The sequence below is a fragment of the Polaribacter sp. genome (genome assembly GCF_039939415.1).
Lineage (GTDB): Bacteria > Bacteroidota > Bacteroidia > Flavobacteriales > Flavobacteriaceae > Polaribacter.
Genome location: NZ_JBDVJE010000063.1, coordinates 1 through 17,223 on the forward strand (window position 1 = coordinate 1; position 17,223 = coordinate 17,223).

The window sequence follows — 17,223 nt, forward strand, 5'->3', positions numbered from 1 at the left end:
TTTCTACAGATTTTGATACTGCAGATAAATTATATTTTGAACCTGTTTTTTGGGAACATATTTATGATATTATTCGTCATGAAAAACCAGAAGGAGTTATTGTTCAGTTAGGTGGGCAAACTGCTTTGAAGTTAGCTGAAAAATTAACCAATTACGGAATTAAAATTATTGGTACTTCTTTTGAAGCTTTAGATATAGCTGAAGATAGAGGAAGATTCTCTGCAATGTTAAAAGAAAATAAAATACCTTATCCAGAATTTGGAATTGCTGAAACAGCAGATGAAGCTTTGGTTTTAGCAGATCAATTAGATTTTCCAATTTTGGTTCGTCCTTCATATGTTTTAGGTGGACAAGGAATGAAAATTGTTATCAATAAAGAGGAGTTAATTAAGCATGTAGTTGATTTATTAGGTAGAATGCCTGGTAATAAATTATTGTTAGATCATTATTTAGATGGTGCAATCGAAGCAGAAGCAGATGCAATTTGTGATGCTGATGGTAATGTATATATCATTGGAATTATGGAACATATTGAGCCTTGTGGAATTCACTCTGGAGATTCTAATGCAACTTTACCAGCCTTTAATTTAGGTGAATTTGTAATGCAACAGATTAAAGATCATACGCATACAATTGCAAGAGAGTTAAAAACTGTTGGTTTAATTAATATTCAGTTTGCGGTTAAAGATGATATCGTTTATATTATTGAAGCAAATCCAAGAGCATCTAGAACTGTGCCTTTTATTGCAAAAGCATACAAAGAGCCTTATGTTAATTATGCAACAAAAGTAATGTTAGGAGAAAAGAAAGTGACAGATTTTAATTTTAATCCACAATTAGAAGGGTATGCAATTAAACAACCTGTTTTCTCTTTCAACAAGTTTCCGAATGTAAATAAGAAACTAGGACCAGAAATGAAATCTACAGGAGAAAGTATTTTGTTTATAGATAGTTTAAAAGATGATGAATTTTACGATCTATATTCAAGACGTAAAATGTATTTGAATAAATAGAGGTAATATTGTATAATAAAAAAAGCATCCAATTTGGGTGCTTTTTTTATTTGTAAAATGTATAAATTTTTTGTTTTTATGAAAAATAAACAACTACACCTAATTATTTATAATTGAATGTTCAGTTTGCAATCTGATAAATTGTAATCTGTATGAATTTTAAGAGCAGTAACATGTAGTTGTAAGTTAAGCGAATAAGTTAATTAATATTGGTTAAGCATACAAAAAACATCTATATTCGTATAAAAAAAATGAAAAATAAGTTTGTCTTCAGTTTTTATTTAATTATTATCTCATCAATGTTTACTTTTTCTCAAACCAACTATAAAAAGGGGTATATAGTGAAAGATAAAGATACTCTTTATGGTGAAATTGACTACAGAAATGATAAAAGTTTATCTGATATATGTAGGTTTAAAAAGGGGAGTGAGATAAAGGAATACGCTCCTTTTGAAATTGAGGTGTATAGATTTAAAGATGATAGATTATTTATATCTAAAGAAATAGATCAGAAAAAAGTTTTTTTAGAGGTTTTAATTAAAGGAAAATTAGATGTGTTTACTTTTTCCGAAATTCTTGGTAAACCTCGTTATTTTGTTAGTAATGATGAATATTCTCTAAGGGAAATCACATATATTGAAAAAGAGGTTGTAATAGATGGTAAAGATTACTTAAAAAGTTTAAATAACCATGTAGCTGTTTTAAATATATTTACTTCTGATGCTCCTAGCATGCGAAGTAAGATAAATGCTATACAAGAACCCAGGCGAAATAATTTAATAAAATTAGCAAAAACGTATCATAATAGAGTTTGTGATACAGAAAAATGTATAATTTATGAAAGTGAACCAAGGAAAATAAAAATTTTAACAGAGTTGCGTTTTGGGTTAAAAAGTTATTCTAATGTAATTATAGATGGATTTAATTTAACAAAAAAACATTTTTTTACAACAGATGCTTTGATTTATTTTTCAATTCCTAAATTAGGTGATGACTGGTATTTTAAAACAGGTCTGTCGATTTCAAAAATAGAATATTATAAGAGTAGGAGTGGGTTTGGAGAGGAGGATGAATTTGCGCTACAAATACCACTAGAATTACATTATATTAAAAGTAAAGGGGTGTTAAGGCCAAAACTATCTTTAGGTGTTGGTTATTCAAATTTGAAAGAAGTTGTTCTTGGATCAAGCAATTCTAATTGGAATATTCTTACAGGGTTAGGGGTAAATATTAAAATTTCAAAAAAAATGTTTGTAAGTGTAAATTCGGAGTTTGATTTTGGTAGTACGTATGTAGATGTTGTTTTTAATTCGGATCATTATAAGTTGTTTTCTGCAAGCTTAACAGCAGGTTTGGTTTATCAGTTTTAACTTTTTTAATACTTCTTACTTTTAGCTCTCTTTTATCAAGTGAACTTCTTTAAATAATTTATGAATTTTAGATTAGTTCTGTGTTTTCTGTATAAAATATTCTGACTTTTTTTTGTAAGTGCTTTTCTGGAATATATTGTAGTTTGAGGCTTAAACTATACTTTTTTCATATGTGAAGTGGAAATTAAATATGATAAGTTTATTTTTGATGTTAAGCTGTATGCTGGATGCCAAACTAATTTTTTAAGAAATGTTGTTTTTATTTTACGGTGTAAATAAAAGTTAATTTAGTCTAAATACACATCTAGTTTGTGACTTAAAGTCTGTCTTCGATCCAATTCTTAAAACTAAAAAAGTTTTGTGGAGCAACTCCATGTCCAACAGGGTATTCAGAATAAACACTATTAAAGCCTAGGTTGTCTAAAAAAGGTTTGCTTTTTCTTGCCCATTCTATAGGTAAAACTTGATCTACTGTTCCGTGAGAAGAGTAGTAGTTTGTTGTAATATCTGTAGAAATATTTTCTGGTAATAATTCATCATTAATATACCCACTTAAAGCAATTACATTTTGCACTTTATTTGGGTAGAAAAAGCTTAAAGAATAGCTTAAAATTGCACCTTGACTAAAACCTAATAAAAAAGTTTTGTCTTGGTCTGTGTTGTATTTAGTTTTTATTTCGTCAATAAAAACAGCAATTTTATCTATAGAATCTTTTGCTTGTTCTAAATCAGAAAATTTACCATTGATTTCATCAAAATTAATGGCGTACCAAGCATGACTTCCAAATCCTAAAGAATAAGGAGCTTGTGCGCTAATAATTAAAAAATCGTCAGGTAATTCTTCAGCAAAAGAAAATAAGTCTTTTTCATTACTTCCATAACCATGTAATAAAACCAATAAAGGTGGATTTTCTGATGCTTTTTTAGGTTCTCTTACTAGGTAATGTAAATCACTCATATTTTAAAATGTGTTGTTGTATTAGGACTAAATGTTTTTAAACCAAGTTTGAAATTGATCACCAATAAATGGAATGCTTTTTTCTTCACCTTTAACAGCTCCTATGAATCCAATAAACCAAAAAACAACAACTACAGCAAATACAATCCAAAAAACTGTTCCTCCTAAAAGGTTTGCAATTGCATATTTATTAATTAAACCTAAAAGAACAATTCCAAGCATTTGTCTGATGTGAAAACTTGCAAATGAGTTTTTATTGCTATTGTTCATAAAAAAAGCAATAATAGTTCCAATTACTGTAATATAGCTAATAATTGCCATAGTTTTTCCTTCATTAACTGTTTGGTTTTCCATGTTTTTAATTTAATATTAGTTGGTTGTTGTTATAAATTCCGTATGCTTTTCCTTTTAGTTCTTTGTTTAAAAATGCGCTATTTTTAGAGGTTGATAAAATATTATTCATCGAAAAAATGTATTTATTTTCAGGATTAAATAAAGTAATTTCTGCTTTATTGTTTTCTTTTATAGAATAATTTTTTAGCCCAAAAAGAGCTTTTGGTTTTGTGGTAATATTTTCAATAAAATCATCTAATTTTAAAACAGAATTAATTGCTCCAAAAGCACTTTCTAAGCCTATAGTCCCGTCTTTAGCTTCACTAAACTCTAGTTTTTTATGTTCAATATCAATAGGGTTGTGGTCTGAAGTAATAATGTCAATCACGCCAGATTTTATACCTTTTTGTAAGGCTTCTACATCTTTTAATGTTCGTAAAGGTGGGTTTACTTTGTAATTGCTGTCAAAACCATGTAATTCATCATCGGATAAAGTTAAATGATGAACAGAAACGCTACAGGTAACTTGCAGTCCTTTCTTTTTTGCTTCTTTAATTAAATCTACAGACTTAGAGGTAGAAATAGTTGGTATGTGTAATTTTCCTGCTGTATATTCAAGTAAAAATAAATCTCTAGCAATTTGAATATGTTCTGCTAAAGCAGGAATTCCTTTAAGGCCTAGCTTTGTGCTATTAATTCCTTCGTTTGCAATTCCTTCTCCAGCAATAGAGTTGTTTTTAGGAAAACTAAAAACCAAACCATCAAAATTTTGGGCGTACAAAAGTGCAATTTTCATTAAATTGTCATTAGCAATTGGTTTCATGTAGTCTCCAAAAGCAATTGCGCCCGATAGTTGCATGTCATACAATTCTGCCATTTCAACACCTTTACTACCTTGTGTTAAAGCAGCAATAGGGTATAGGTTTGTTGCAAAACCATTTGCCTTATGAAATAAATATTCAACAGCAGCTTTGTTGTCAACTATTGGGTGTGAATTTGCGTTAACAGCTACAGTAGTAAAACCACTTTTTGCAGCAGTTTCTAATCCGTTTTTAATGTTTTCTCTTTCTTCAAAACCTGGTTCACCAAAAGAAACACTTGTGTCAAACCAACCACAAGAAATATGTAAATTATCTAGCGATACAATTTGATAATTTTCTTTGCCTGTTATAGAATCTTCAATTTTATCAATGATTCCGTTAGTAATTAATATGTCTTTTTGTTGATTATGATATGGGCTTGAAGTGTCTATAATCGTTGCCGATTTTATAAGCGTAGTCATGGTTTATAGAATTTTAATATCAAAATTTCTAAGAACAAAGATACAATTGCTAACGCTAAAAACCATTTCCAAAGCCAATGAACTTCATTTTTTTTATTAACTTTTTCAAATACATCTTTAATTGATGTTGAAACTGTTATGTCTTTGTTTCGTTTTTTTAATTCATTGATATTCAAATAATTTAACAAACTTTCACTTTTTGGGTAGTTAAATGCTAAATTTTGAATAGTGTCATTGTCTTTTAAAACATGGTAAATACCATTCTTTAAAGGTTGATTTTTGGTTGTAATCGTTATTTTGTTTTGGTATTTCTGTTGTAAAGGAATAAAAGAGTTTTCTGCGTTTGTTATTCTTAATACTTTATCATTTTTAGTAATTGTTTCAATATCAATTTTGTTTTCTTTGTTAATTCTGTAGAATAGTTGCGTGTTTTTAAAACTTAATTTTCCAAAATTATAAAAAACGGGTACTATTAAGGGTGATTTAATGAAGTTACTGTTTTTTCTGTTTAAAGAGCTTGCGATCCAATAAATAGTGCTCCTATTATTCTTAATTTTAGATATAAAAGGAGTGTTGTTCTCAAAAGAAATAATTTTACTAACTTTTTTTGATAAAATAGGGAAATGACTTTGAACTATTGGATATTGAAAATTGGTTACTTTTTTAGAAAACACATTTTGAAAAAATGGATGTTTGTAATTAATATTTGTAATTTTTAATGAGTCGATTTTTTTAGGTAGAATTTTTCCTGCATTTAATTTTTTGAATAAAGAATTGTAAGAAATTAAATTCAAATTTTCATTCGGAATAATAACTAGGTTTCCACCATTTTTAGAAAATTCAATAATTTTATTTGCTAATATTTCTGGAATATTTTTAACTTCATTTAGTATGATTAATTGCTGTTTTAAAATCGAATTATAGTTTGTGTTATGAACTGTAGATTTCGTTAAATTAAATTCTTCTTTATTGTATATTTTTGATAAGAAATTTGTATTATTTCCTATGGATAAAATATTAATTTTTTGATTGTTTTTTAGAGTGAAATAAAACGAGTTATCAAATGAAAAAGTATCGCTAAAAGTTATCTCTATTTTTCCGTTAAACTCTTGTTGGTTTTGAATTTTAAATGGAATTGTTTTTTGAGTGTTTTTTTCGAAAGAGGAGGAAAGTTTGCTAATAAGTTTTGAGTTGTTGTAAACTGCAATTGGAATGCTGTTTTTTTCTTTACCTTGGTTTTTAATTACAACGTTTAATGTAAAATTAGAAGTATTATTGTTGTTTATATAAACACTGTCTATTGAGAGGTTGTTTTTTATTGAGGGTTCTAACTTTATTGCAGAAAAAGCAGGTGTTACATTTGTAAACTTATTTACATAATTGTTCTGAAAATCAGATATTAAAAAAACTTTATTTGAAGTATTTCTTTGACTTTGTGTTTTTTGTTTAAATTTGAGTAAAACAGAAGGTAATTTTATTTTTTTAGAAGTTTCTTTAATGTTTAGAAGAATATTTTTTAATTCATTTTTCGAAATGTTATCGTAAAAATTAGAATTTGTTTGCAGCGAATATACATCTTTTATTGAAACATTTTCTATAATTTCTTTAGCAGAAATTTGTAATAAATTTCCTTTTTTTCCTTTAGTGTTTGTACTTAAAGAATTGTCTAAATAGATAAAGTTATGCTGTTTTGTATTCGATTTATTATTACTAAAATATGGTTGTGAGAAAGCAAAAACTATCGCAAAAATAAGTAGCAATCTAGTGGTTAAAATTAACCATTTTTTTAGGCGAAAACTTTTACGATTTTGCTGTACTATTTTTTGTAAAAAGGCAACATTTGTAAAAGGGACTTTTACAAATTTTTGTAACTGAAAAAGATGTACCAAAATAGGTATAATTAACAGTGCTAAAAAGTATAATACTTCTGGGTTTTTAAATTGCATTTTTTACTTACATAATTTACAAAAGCCTAATTTATTATAAAAAATACAAAGAGTAAAGAAGTTGTTAATTATTAATTAAAACTTTTCAAAAACACCTAATCCAAATAGAGCAAAATCATATTTTACAGGGTCGTTTTTATCTAAACTTCTTAAATTTTTATCTAATTCAGAAAGCGCTTTCCAGTCGTTTTGTTTCCTTAAAAGTAGTTTTAATTTTCTAGCAACGTTTCCAGAATGTACATCTAAAGGGCAAGATAAATAAGATGGTTTGTGAGTTTTCCAAAGGCCAAAATCTACTCCTGCATTATCATTTCTAACCATCCAACGTAAAAACATGTTTATTCTTTTTGCTGCAGAATTTTTTAAAGGATCAGAAATATGTTTTTGTGTTCTTTGTTGATGAGGAATATCAAAAAACACTTGTTTTAAGTAATGAATTGCTTCTTTGTATGTATCACCTTCATTTTTAATAGAAAGTACGTTTTCTAACCCTTTATGTTGGCTATAGATGTGTTTTAAAGATTTTATAAATTGTTGTAAATCTATTGCGTTAAAAGTTCTGTGAACAAAACCGTCTAAGGATTTTAAATCGTTTTCTTGGTGATTTATTATAAAATCGTGTGGAGAATTATCTAAAAGCTCCATCATTTTAAAAGCATTTTTAATAATCATCTTTCTATTTCCCCAAGAAATGGTAGCTGTTAAGAATGCTGCAATTTCAATATCTTCTTTTTTTGTGAATAAATGAGGTATTTGAATAGGATCAGATTCAATAAACTTAGGGGTGTTGTATTCAACGACTTTTTCGTCTAAAAACTCTTTTAATTCAGATTTTTTCATTTTAAAATTCAGATAATGTTCCTAATAATATAAAAATACAATTATAAGTTCCATGCATTAACATAGACCATTGTAAGCCAAAACGTATTCTAATATAACCAAAATACCCTCCTAAAAGTAATTGTGGTAAAACTAAGATTGGAGATAATAAGATAACACTTGTAGATAGTTCAAAATTAGAAATATGAACAAATCCAAAAATGATAGCAAAAAAGTAAAACCCAAACTTAAAAGTTTTTGGTTTTTTAAATGCTGTTAATGGTCCTCTAAATATAGCTTCTTCAATTATAGGAATTATAATTGCTCCTAATAAGATCATTTGCAATATTCCCATGTCTTTAAACATGTCTTCTACTTTATGATTTTCCATATTTACCCATTGCATCTCATGGATAAGAGCAAAAATAGGAGAGATGATTACCCCTGTTAAAACTGAAATAATAAGAATATGAAAAAATACTTTAAAACGATATTTTAAATCTGTATTTGTATCCTTTTCGAGAATAGGATTTTTTAAATAAGTTACTAAGTTTAGGAAAGTTTCTTTCATGATAATGTTTATTCATTAGTTGTAGTAAAACAAAAAATGTTACACATTAAATTATTTTTCCATCTTTCATGGTTAATTTTCTATCTGCCATATTTGCCAATTCTTCATTATGAGTAATGATTACAAAGGTTTGTCCAAACTCATCACGAAGTTTAAAAAATAATTTATGTAAATTTTTTGCAGACTCACTATCAAGATTTCCACTTGGTTCATCTGCTAAAATAACAGAAGGATTGTTAATTAAAGCTCTAGCAACTGCCACTCTTTGTTGTTCTCCTCCAGATAATTCATTTGGTTTATGATTAATTCTATGAGATAATCCTAAAAATTCTAATAAATCTTTTGCTCTTTTTTCTGTTTCTTGCTTCGGTTTTTTAGCGATAAAAGCAGGAATACAAACGTTTTCTAATGCTGTGAATTCTGGTAAAAGTTGATGAAACTGAAAGATAAAACCAATATGTTCATTTCTAAACGATGATAATTCTTTGTCATTTAAATCTTTTAACGAAGTATTGTTTAGTTTTAGTTCGAAGTTTTGTTCTTTTAAGGGTTTATCTAAAGTACCTAAAAGCTGAAGTAAAGTTGTTTTTCCTGCGCCAGACGGACCAACAATAGCAACTATTTCACCTTTTTTGATGTGTAAATCAACCCCTTTTAAAACTTCTACATCCCCATAATATTTGTGAATGTTTTTACCTATTATCATACTTGAAAACTTTGTAACGAATGTATAAAAAAGAAATCAGAAAAACGATGAAGCTTTTCTGATTTCTAATGAACTAATGGTATCAAGATATCAAACTAGAAAATATTTTTAAGTTTATTGTAATCTATAAAGTAAACAAGTCTTACAGAAAAGGTGTGTTTTTGAGATTGATTAAACAAATTATCTAAGTTTTCAGAAAAATTTAAATTAGCATTGGTGTCTTCGTTAAATATTGAGTTTCTATAAAAAGCAATTAATTGACTTCCAGGAGCAAATTGCCAAATGTAGTTTAAGTCTAAATTCCAGCTATTAAAGTTTACATTTTCATCTTCATAAGTGTTGTTTTCAATTAAGCCTCCATCTGTTGTTAAATTATAATATCCATTATAGTTAACTGCACTCCAGTAATGTCTAAAACTTAAAGATAAAGAAGAGTTTGTGCTAAAACTATATTTACCTGAAATAGAATTTGTATAATTTTTACGATCTCTAAACCCAAAAATAATATCATCATCAGGGTTATCAAGATCATCATACACATAACCTTGGTCGTCATAAAACTGATTGTAGTTTAAACTGTATTGTAAAGAAAATTGATTAGTAAATCTGTAGCGTGGTGCAACACTAAAACCATAACCTACTTTTGGGTTATTAGAATACCCTGTATACCACACATCTGCATTTACTTGAAATTTTTTCTGTGAATTTGTAGATATCCAAGCATTTATATTTTTTCTTTCTGGTTGTAAAAAATAAATTCCACTAGTTGTACCTTGTCTAGGTTCAAAAAAATCTTTGTTTTCTGTTTTGTAATTTAAATTACCTCCAAAATAGAAACGATTTCTTGTTTGTGCACTTGCGCCAAAACTAGCTTGATATCCTGTATAAATTCCAGAAAAATGTTGAAATTCTGCATTGTTATAAAAATAAAAATCGTAGGAGTTAAATTTTTTTGTAGGTTGTAAGGTTCTCCATCCTGCGCTACCATAAATTGTTTGCTGATTATTACTAAAAAGAATACCTAAATCATTTGGATTAAAATCTTTATTTTCAAAATTATAACCTATTTCCCAGTTCCAATGTCCAGAATTGTAACCAAAGCTATTATCAAAATAATATCCTGTACCGTTATTGTTAATATCATCAGAAATAGAACTCATTTTTACTGAGCCATCTGCATTATATCTACTGTCTTTAGTTTCTATATGCCAATCTAGAGCAGTAACATTAGCATCTCTAAAACGCCCATCTCTAGTAACATTTGTGTTAATAAATGATATTGTTGAATTTTGATTAAATTGTTGGTCTAAAACTAATATGTTGTAGTTTGTAAAAGGGGCTATAACTTCTTTTCTAGTTTCGTTTGTATTTGTGTTTTTAATAGTAGCTTCGGTTTTTTCTGTAATAGCATTAAAAAAACCAATTCCTAATCCGCCTTTTGTTCTTCCAGATATTTTTACAGCATTTAACATGGTTACTTTACTAGGATAATCAATTACTTCTTCATTTGTAGCTAAACTTCCATAAACATCAAATTGATCAATAGGATAACTACCAATTCTTCTAGAATAAAATAAGTTAGCTATATTAAAAAGTTCTGTACCTTCTGTAAAAAATTGACGTTGTTCAGAAAATTGTTGCTCAAATGGGCCAAGGTTTAATTCTACATTATCAAAACCAACTTGACTAAAATCTGGAATTAATGTTGCGTCTAAAGTAAAATTTTCTGATAAACCATATTTAATATCCATACCAACACTCCAATCAAAATCAGAAATTCCTTCAAAAGTACTTACAGTGGTTGAAGCATATGGATAAAGATTTAATCGAGTTGATGTTTTTATATCTTTAAAATCAGTAACTAATCCATCATATTGGGTCCATCTTCCAACAGAATTGTCAATATGTGTCCAAGTATGTTGCTGGTTTAATTTTTCTAATCTTCTATGAAAATTAAATCCCCAAGATTGTATAGGTTCATTAGCAAAACGTAATGCTCTGTAAGGAATTTCCATTTCTACATTCCAACCTTTGTCAGTAATCTGTGTTGCACTTTTCCAAACTGCACTCCAATTAAAATCCTCATTTCCATTAGAAACTTTAGCATCACCTTGGTTTCCTGTAGCTTGTACGATAAACTCAAAAGGGTTTTGACCATCGTCATTAGGGTTTATGGTAACTAAAAAGAAATCTGCAATACTAAAATTATCTCTAGTGGCAAATTCTTGTGGAATACCTTCAGGGTCTGGATCGTTCATTTGTGCAGAAATGTAAATTGCATCATCATCATAAACAATTTTAACTGTTGTTTGGTATTCTGCTGATACTGGTTTGCCATTATCTGGTCTTAAAATAACAAAATCTGTACATAACTCTGCATTTTTCCAGGCATTATCATTTAAAACTCCATCAATTTTTGGAGCTTTTTTAATTCTATTGGTTTTAATTGTTTTCCGATTTTCTTTGTTTTGTGCAGAGAGTTGCAGAGTAATAAATACAACAAAAAGTAATAAAGAGAGTTTTTTTAACATATAATTTTTGGTTGATTATGTGTAAACACGATACTAAAGTATTTATACTTTTTAGTGTTAATTCTTAAAATCGTGTTAATTCTTAAGAAAGACATTGTAAAAACGAAAGTGTTACACTCTAAGAATGTTAAATATTTCTTAATGAAAATTTCGAATAATTCAAGGTTATTAATTTTTTAGTGAAAACTATGCAAGGTTTTTAAATTGAATTCGTATTTTTGAATCCGCTAATAAACATTTACAAATGAACTTACACGAATATCAAGGAAAAGAAATTTTAAACAGTTTCGGAGTTAGAATTCAACGAGGAATTGTTGCAAGTACTCCTACTGAGGCAGTTGATGCTGCAAAAAAACTTACAGAAGAAACTGGAACAGGTTGGCACGTAATTAAAGCACAAGTACACGCAGGTGGTCGTGGAAAAGGTGGTGGTGTTAAACTTGCCAAAAACTTAGATGATGTAAAAAGTATTTCTGATGATATTTTAGGAATGATGTTAATTACACCACAAACTTCTGCAGAAGGGAAGTTAGTGAATCAGGTTTTAATTTGTGAAGACGTATATTATCCTGGTGATTCTGAACCAGATGAGTATTATATGTCTGTTTTATTAAACAGAGCTACAGGAAAAAATATGATTATGTATTCTACTGAAGGTGGAATGGATATTGAAACTGTTGCTGAAGAAACTCCACATTTAATTTTTACTGAAGAAATTGATCCTTTATTAGGTTTAATGCCTTTTCAAGCAAGAAAAGTAGCTTTTAACTTAGGTTTATCTGGTGTTGCATTTAAAGAAATGACAAAGTTTGTTACTGCTTTATATACAGCATATATTAAATCTGATTCAGCTATGTTTGAAATCAATCCTGTTTTAAAAACATCTGATTCTAAAATTATGGCAGTTGATGCTAAGGTTTCTTTAGATGAAAACGCATTGTATAGACATAAAGATTATGCAGCAATGCGTGATTTAAGAGAAGAAAACCCAATTGAGGTTGAAGCTAAAGAAGCTGGTTTAAACTATGTAGATTTAGACGGAAACGTTGGTTGTATGGTAAATGGTGCTGGTTTAGCAATGGGAACTATGGATTTAATTAAAGAATCTGGAGGAGAGCCTGCTAACTTTTTAGATGTTGGGGGTACTGCAGATGCTGCAAGAGTAGAAACTGCTTTTGGTATTATTTTAAAAGACCCTAATGTAAAAGCAATTTTAGTTAATATTTTTGGTGGTATTGTACGTTGTGACAGAGTTGCACAAGGTGTTGTAGATGCATACAAAAGTATGGGAGATAAAATTACTGTACCAATTATTTGTAGATTACAAGGTACAAATGCTGTAGAAGCAAAACAATTAATAGACAATTCTGGAATGGAAATTATTTCTGCTACAGAATTTCAAGAAGCTGCAGATAAAGTTCAAGAAGTTTTAAAAGCTTCTTAGAATAGAAAATATATTTAGTAAACAAATAGAGCCTCACAAATAATTGTGAGGCTTTTTTATGAGTTTCTCTAACGGTTCAGTATAAGAAATGTAGGGTAGTTAATAAGCATTACATTTCGAGTTTATTACTTAGCTAAATATAAATATTTGCTTTTATCTTTTCTTTTATAAATGTCAAATTTTATATTTAGTGGACTATATAAATAAACACAGAACTTTGAAGTTAGCACAAAAACCATATGTTTTTATACATTGTTATCCAAAGTGTTTTTCTTCATTTTTGTTAATTATACTTAGCCATTTCTTGTTCGAATGTGATCACAATAAATTCTGCTGGATGAACAACAGCCACTTTAACTATTACCTTCATAAATCCATTCAAAATATCTTCTGGTGTCATGGTTGTTCCTAATCCACATTGGACTTGAAAAGCAGCAGCAGCACTAGCTCCTTGTAATCCACCTTCTTTCCAAACATCAGTTAGAAAACTAGATATCATTGCAATAACACCTTTCCATGTATTTGCATCATTTGGTTCAAATATATATGCATGAGCAGCAAGCTTACAAGATTGCTCTAAGAATGTTATCGTTCGTCTTACTGGAAGATACCTCCAGTCTAAACTATTTCCATCTAATGTTCTTGCTCCCCATATTAATATTCCTAATTCATTAAAAAATCGAATGGCATTAATGGATTTCCCCGATACAGCATCTACATTTAAGTTTTCTTGCTGACTACTCGATAATCGAATAGGCAATCTAGCAGCCCCAACGATAGAGGTATTAGCTGGGGCTTGCCACGGACCTACTTCATTATCTGTAACCGTAATTACACCTGCCATTCCACCACTAGCTGGCAACATATTAGCATCCGATAATATGTGCTTAATCATTAAACCATAGGTTTTACTGGCATTAATTAAAGCCGCTTGATTTTGACTTACTGTTAGAGTATCTAGGTTACTCAAGATTTTTGCTGCAGTAGAATTTGGAGTATCTGCTGGATTCAATAAGGCTTCCAATTGCTTGGTATCGCCTCCAAATAAGTTGGTATAATCAATATCAGAATTCTGCATAATTGTAGTTCCAATAAATGGATAATATGCAGTTCCATATTTTAATCCGTTTGCTCCTGTATTGTTTCGAAATGTTTCGATATCGTTGGTGTACATGATTGGGTCCGGATTCCTTCCCCCAATTATGTCAAAAATGCTAACAGCTGTTCCCATTTCATCGTTTTGTAAAAGCATTTCTTGCATCAATGTTCCATTTGCAGCAACAGGAAGTAAAGTCGCTTCTGGACAGATATACATGGTAGGCTCTTCCTCATTTTTTAATAAGGTCAACCCTCCCATCAAATCATTCAATTGTACATTGGGGTTAATAATTTGATTTCCTGGAATCATCGGTTTCCCTGATGATGCTCCATAAGGTCCAACAGATACGATATAGGCATCTCCTCCTCCATTTTCATAAAACAACTTAATGCTGTTATAGAGATAATAAATCGTATTCGGATCTGGAACGATTGAATAATAATCAGCTCCTATCTGCATATAATCCCCTTTTTCTGGTTGGCTCTTTTCTTTTACCAGATAATATTCTGGACTATACTGTTTATCTTTAGTAGGATCGCAAAAAATTGCTTCAAACTGTGAAAGAGAAGTTATCTTCTGAGGAGTATTTGTATAAGATTTTCCCTCATAAGAGGCGAAAGGTGTATATCCTATAAATGCTGGTACGGCTGTTTCTACTGGGACAACAGCATTTCCAAAAGCACTTACTTCATTGATATAAACCCCTGGTGTTTTAATGTTTTTTAAACTCATAAATAAAGACTTTTTACTTAATTTTGGACAACTTAAGACGATTATGATGTCCGTTTTAATAATGAATCAAGTTTAGTACAAGTGACTTATAATCGGCGTTAGCTAAGTTAGTTTTTTTGAGTTAAAAAATCAATAGGTAAAAACACCTGTTTTTATGAAGAATTTATAATTTCTCTTTTAAAACAGTAATCTCATCACGCAATTTTGCAGCCATAATAAAATCTAATTCTTTAGCAGCAGCTTCCATGTGTTTACGTTTTTCTCTAATACGTTTTTCTATTTCTTCTTTTGGTAAATATTGTAAATCTTGTTCTGCTGCTTTGTTTATTGCATTGTCATAATGATAACTAGAAACTGCAGATTTAGACAACGTATCATCAATTTTTTTATTAATTTGAGTAGGAGTGATGTTGTGTTTAGTGTTGTAGGCTATTTGTTTTTCACGTCTGCGTTCTGTTTCATCAATAGTTTTTTGCATACTGTTTGTCACTTTATCAGCATATAAAATAGCCAAACCATTTACGTTTCTTGCAGCTCTACCTACAGTTTGTGTTATAGAACGATGACTTCTTAAAAACCCTTCTTTATCAGCATCTAAAATGGCAACTAAAGAAACTTCTGGTAAATCTAAACCTTCTCTTAAAAGGTTTACTCCAATTAGAACATCAAATAAACCTTTACGTAAATCTTGCATAATTTCTACACGTTCTAAAGTATCTACATCCGAATGAATATATCTACAGCGTATTGCAACTCTAGTTAAGTATTTTGTTAATTCCTCTGCCATTCTTTTGGTTAATGTGGTAACCAATGTACGTTCGTCTTTTTCTACACGAATTTGTATTTCTTCAATTAAATCATCAATCTGATTTAAACTTGGTCTAATTTCGATTATTGGATCTAACAAACCTGTTGGACGAATTACTTGTTCTACAAAAATGCCTTCGGTTTTTTCTAATTCATAGTCAGCAGGGGTTGCAGAAACATAAATTACTTGATTTTGGATGGCTTCAAATTCTTCAAATTTTAAAGGACGATTGTCCATTGCAGCAGGTAATCTAAAACCGTATTCTACTAAATTTTCTTTTCTACTTCTATCTCCACCATACATGGCATGTGTTTGAGGGACAGTTACATGGCTTTCATCAATCACCATTAAATAATCATCAGGAAAATAATCTAACAAACAGAAAGGTCTGGTTCCTGGATTTCTTCCATCTAAATATCGAGAATAGTTTTCAATTCCAGAACAATAACCTAATTCACGAATCATTTCCAAATCAAACTCTGTGCGTTCTTTTAAACGTTTTGCTTCTAGATGTTTGCCAATTTCTTTAAAATAATCTACTTGCTTCATCATATCTTCTTGGATTTGATGAATGGCATTTTGTAAAACATCAGGAGAAGTTACAAATAGGTTCGCAGGATAAATGGTTAGTTCTTCAAACTTTTCTAAAACGGTATTACTTTCTAAATCGAAAGATTCTATTTCTTCAATTTCATCACCAAAAAAATGAACTCTATAACCATTATCTCCATAAGATGGATAAATTGTTACAACATCACCTTTTACTTTAAAAGTTCCGCTTTTAATTTCGTGCTCTGTTCTAGAATATAAACTTGTTACTAATTGATGTAAGAATTTAGTTCTTGCAATTTGTTGATCTACATGAATAGGAATAACGTTTTTCTTAAATTCTTTAGGGTTTCCAATACCATACAAACAAGAAACTGATGCAACAACTAATACATCTCTTCGTCCTGAAAGTAGGGAAGAAGTAGTGCTTAAACGCATTCGTTCTATATCATCATTGATAGATAAATCTTTTTCTATGTAAGTTCCTGTAACAGGAATGTATGCTTCTGGTTGGTAATAATCATAATAAGAAACAAAGTATTCTACTGCATTTTCAGGAAAAAATTGCTTGAATTCAGAGTATAATTGAGCAGCTAAGGTTTTATTATGTGCTAAAATTAAAGTTGGTTTTTTAACCTCCTTAATAACATTAGCAACTGTAAAAGTTTTACCAGAACCAGTTACACCAAGTAGTGTTTGATATTTCTCTCCATTATTGATGCTGTTTTTAAGTTCTTTTATAGCTTGAGGTTGATCTCCTGTTGGAGAAAATTCTGATACTAGTTTAAATTCCATGTTGTAAAAATACGGATAGAAATAAGAATACTTACTTTCATTAGTTATTGATTAAAGAGAAGTGTCCGCTTTTAGTTCTAATATTTCCATTTATATCAATTAAAACAGCATTGTACCAATAATCATTAGAAGGTAAAAGTTTTCCATTAGAAATGCCATCCCAACCATTTTGAGTTTTTTGATCTATAATCTTAAGTAATTTGCCATATCTATCAAAAATCTTTAAATTAATTTCTTGATAAAATGCATTGTTGGTTCCTAGTACAT

General features: G+C 29.3%; 14 protein-coding genes. 3 read left to right on the plus strand and 11 right to left on the minus strand.

The window, feature by feature from the left end:
- Both ABJG40_RS10260 and ABJG40_RS10265 read left to right on the plus strand, forming a co-directional pair.
- Nucleotides 1-1,013: ATP-grasp domain-containing protein (locus ABJG40_RS10260; protein ID WP_348024483.1), on the plus strand; the 1,013-nt coding region annotated here is incomplete at its 5' end.
- A gap of 341 nt (nt 1,014-1,354) precedes the next feature.
- Entirely contained in the window at nt 1,355-2,383 is a 1,029-nt protein-coding gene (locus ABJG40_RS10265; RefSeq protein WP_348024484.1) for a hypothetical protein, read from the plus strand.
- A 316-nt stretch (nt 2,384-2,699) separates the two neighbouring features.
- On the opposite strand, the gene ABJG40_RS10270 is transcribed toward ABJG40_RS10265, so the two are convergent.
- The 8 genes from ABJG40_RS10270 to ABJG40_RS10305 all read right to left on the minus strand — a co-directional run bounded on the left by ABJG40_RS10270 (nt 2,700) and on the right by ABJG40_RS10305 (nt 11,529).
- The gene (locus ABJG40_RS10270; RefSeq protein WP_348024485.1) at nt 2,700-3,341 is read right to left on the minus strand and encodes an alpha/beta hydrolase-fold protein; all 642 of its coding nucleotides are present in this window, start codon (nt 3,339-3,341) and stop codon (nt 2,700-2,702) included.
- A gap of 27 nt (nt 3,342-3,368) precedes the next feature.
- On the minus strand, nt 3,369-3,695 hold the full coding sequence (locus ABJG40_RS10275; RefSeq protein WP_348024486.1) for a hypothetical protein: 327 nt from the start codon (nt 3,693-3,695) through the stop codon (nt 3,369-3,371).
- Between the two features lie 4 nt (nt 3,696-3,699).
- A complete protein-coding gene (locus ABJG40_RS10280) occupies nt 3,700-4,956 on the minus strand; it encodes a dihydroorotase (RefSeq protein ID WP_348024487.1) in 1,257 nt (418 codons plus the stop codon).
- Nucleotides 4,953-6,902, minus strand: a complete 1,950-nt coding sequence (locus tag ABJG40_RS10285; RefSeq protein ID WP_348024488.1) for a BatA domain-containing protein — start codon at nt 6,900-6,902, stop codon at nt 4,953-4,955. Before ABJG40_RS10285 ends, ABJG40_RS10280 begins: the two co-directional genes overlap by 4 nt.
- 75 nt (nt 6,903-6,977) lie before the next feature.
- Complete coding sequence (locus ABJG40_RS10290) at nt 6,978-7,742, minus strand: TIGR02757 family protein (protein WP_348024489.1); 765 nt, start codon at nt 7,740-7,742, stop codon at nt 6,978-6,980.
- A gap of 1 nt (nt 7,743) precedes the next feature.
- Nucleotides 7,744-8,292 (minus strand): CPBP family glutamic-type intramembrane protease, encoded by a 549-nt coding sequence (locus tag ABJG40_RS10295; protein ID WP_348024490.1) that lies wholly within the window; start codon nt 8,290-8,292, stop codon nt 7,744-7,746.
- Nucleotides 8,293-8,338: 46 nt separating this feature from the next.
- Nucleotides 8,339-8,998 carry an ABC transporter ATP-binding protein gene (locus ABJG40_RS10300; RefSeq protein WP_348024491.1) on the minus strand — a complete coding sequence of 220 codons (660 nt, stop codon included), beginning with the start codon at nt 8,996-8,998 and terminating at the stop codon, nt 8,339-8,341.
- Between the two features lie 95 nt (nt 8,999-9,093).
- A complete protein-coding gene (locus tag ABJG40_RS10305; protein WP_348024492.1) occupies nt 9,094-11,529 on the minus strand; it encodes a DUF5916 domain-containing protein in 2,436 nt (811 codons plus the stop codon).
- Between the two features lie 244 nt (nt 11,530-11,773).
- Between ABJG40_RS10305 and sucC the strand changes: the two genes are divergently transcribed.
- Entirely contained in the window at nt 11,774-12,973 is a 1,200-nt protein-coding gene (gene sucC, locus ABJG40_RS10310) for an ADP-forming succinate--CoA ligase subunit beta (RefSeq protein ID WP_348024493.1), read from the plus strand.
- Between the two features lie 283 nt (nt 12,974-13,256).
- Here sucC and ABJG40_RS10315 read toward each other — a convergent pair whose 3' ends face one another.
- The 3 genes from ABJG40_RS10315 to ABJG40_RS10325 all read right to left on the minus strand — a co-directional run.
- Complete coding sequence (locus ABJG40_RS10315; RefSeq protein ID WP_348024494.1) at nt 13,257-14,288, minus strand: phage tail sheath C-terminal domain-containing protein; 1,032 nt, start codon at nt 14,286-14,288, stop codon at nt 13,257-13,259.
- Between the two features lie 679 nt (nt 14,289-14,967).
- Nucleotides 14,968-16,956, minus strand: a complete 1,989-nt coding sequence (gene uvrB / locus ABJG40_RS10320; RefSeq protein ID WP_348024495.1) for an excinuclease ABC subunit UvrB — start codon at nt 16,954-16,956, stop codon at nt 14,968-14,970.
- A 40-nt stretch (nt 16,957-16,996) separates the two neighbouring features.
- On the minus strand, nt 16,997-17,223 hold a 227-nt coding region (locus ABJG40_RS10325; RefSeq protein ID WP_348024496.1), incomplete at its 5' end, for a T9SS type B sorting domain-containing protein.

What these genes read in the sequence shown, in the direction of transcription:
- ABJG40_RS10270 (WP_348024485.1), bottom strand. Translation starts at nt 3,341, where the DNA reads ATGAGTGATTTACATTACCTAGTAAGAGAACCTAAAAAAGCATCAGAA.
- ABJG40_RS10275 (WP_348024486.1), bottom strand. Translation starts at nt 3,695, where the DNA reads ATGGAAAACCAAACAGTTAATGAAGGAAAAACTATGGCAATTATTAGC.
- ABJG40_RS10280 (WP_348024487.1), bottom strand. Translation starts at nt 4,956, where the DNA reads ATGACTACGCTTATAAAATCGGCAACGATTATAGACACTTCAAGCCCA.
- ABJG40_RS10285 (WP_348024488.1), bottom strand. Translation starts at nt 6,902, where the DNA reads ATGCAATTTAAAAACCCAGAAGTATTATACTTTTTAGCACTGTTAATT.
- ABJG40_RS10290 (WP_348024489.1), bottom strand. Translation starts at nt 7,742, where the DNA reads ATGAAAAAATCTGAATTAAAAGAGTTTTTAGACGAAAAAGTCGTTGAA.
- ABJG40_RS10295 (WP_348024490.1), bottom strand. Translation starts at nt 8,292, where the DNA reads ATGAAAGAAACTTTCCTAAACTTAGTAACTTATTTAAAAAATCCTATT.
- ABJG40_RS10300 (WP_348024491.1), bottom strand. Translation starts at nt 8,998, where the DNA reads ATGATAATAGGTAAAAACATTCACAAATATTATGGGGATGTAGAAGTT.
- ABJG40_RS10305 (WP_348024492.1), bottom strand. Translation starts at nt 11,529, where the DNA reads ATGTTAAAAAAACTCTCTTTATTACTTTTTGTTGTATTTATTACTCTG.
- sucC (WP_348024493.1), top strand. Translation starts at nt 11,774, where the DNA reads ATGAACTTACACGAATATCAAGGAAAAGAAATTTTAAACAGTTTCGGA.
- ABJG40_RS10315 (WP_348024494.1), bottom strand. Translation starts at nt 14,288, where the DNA reads ATGTATATCTGTCCAGAAGCGACTTTACTTCCTGTTGCTGCAAATGGA.
- uvrB (WP_348024495.1), bottom strand. Translation starts at nt 16,956, where the DNA reads ATGGAATTTAAACTAGTATCAGAATTTTCTCCAACAGGAGATCAACCT.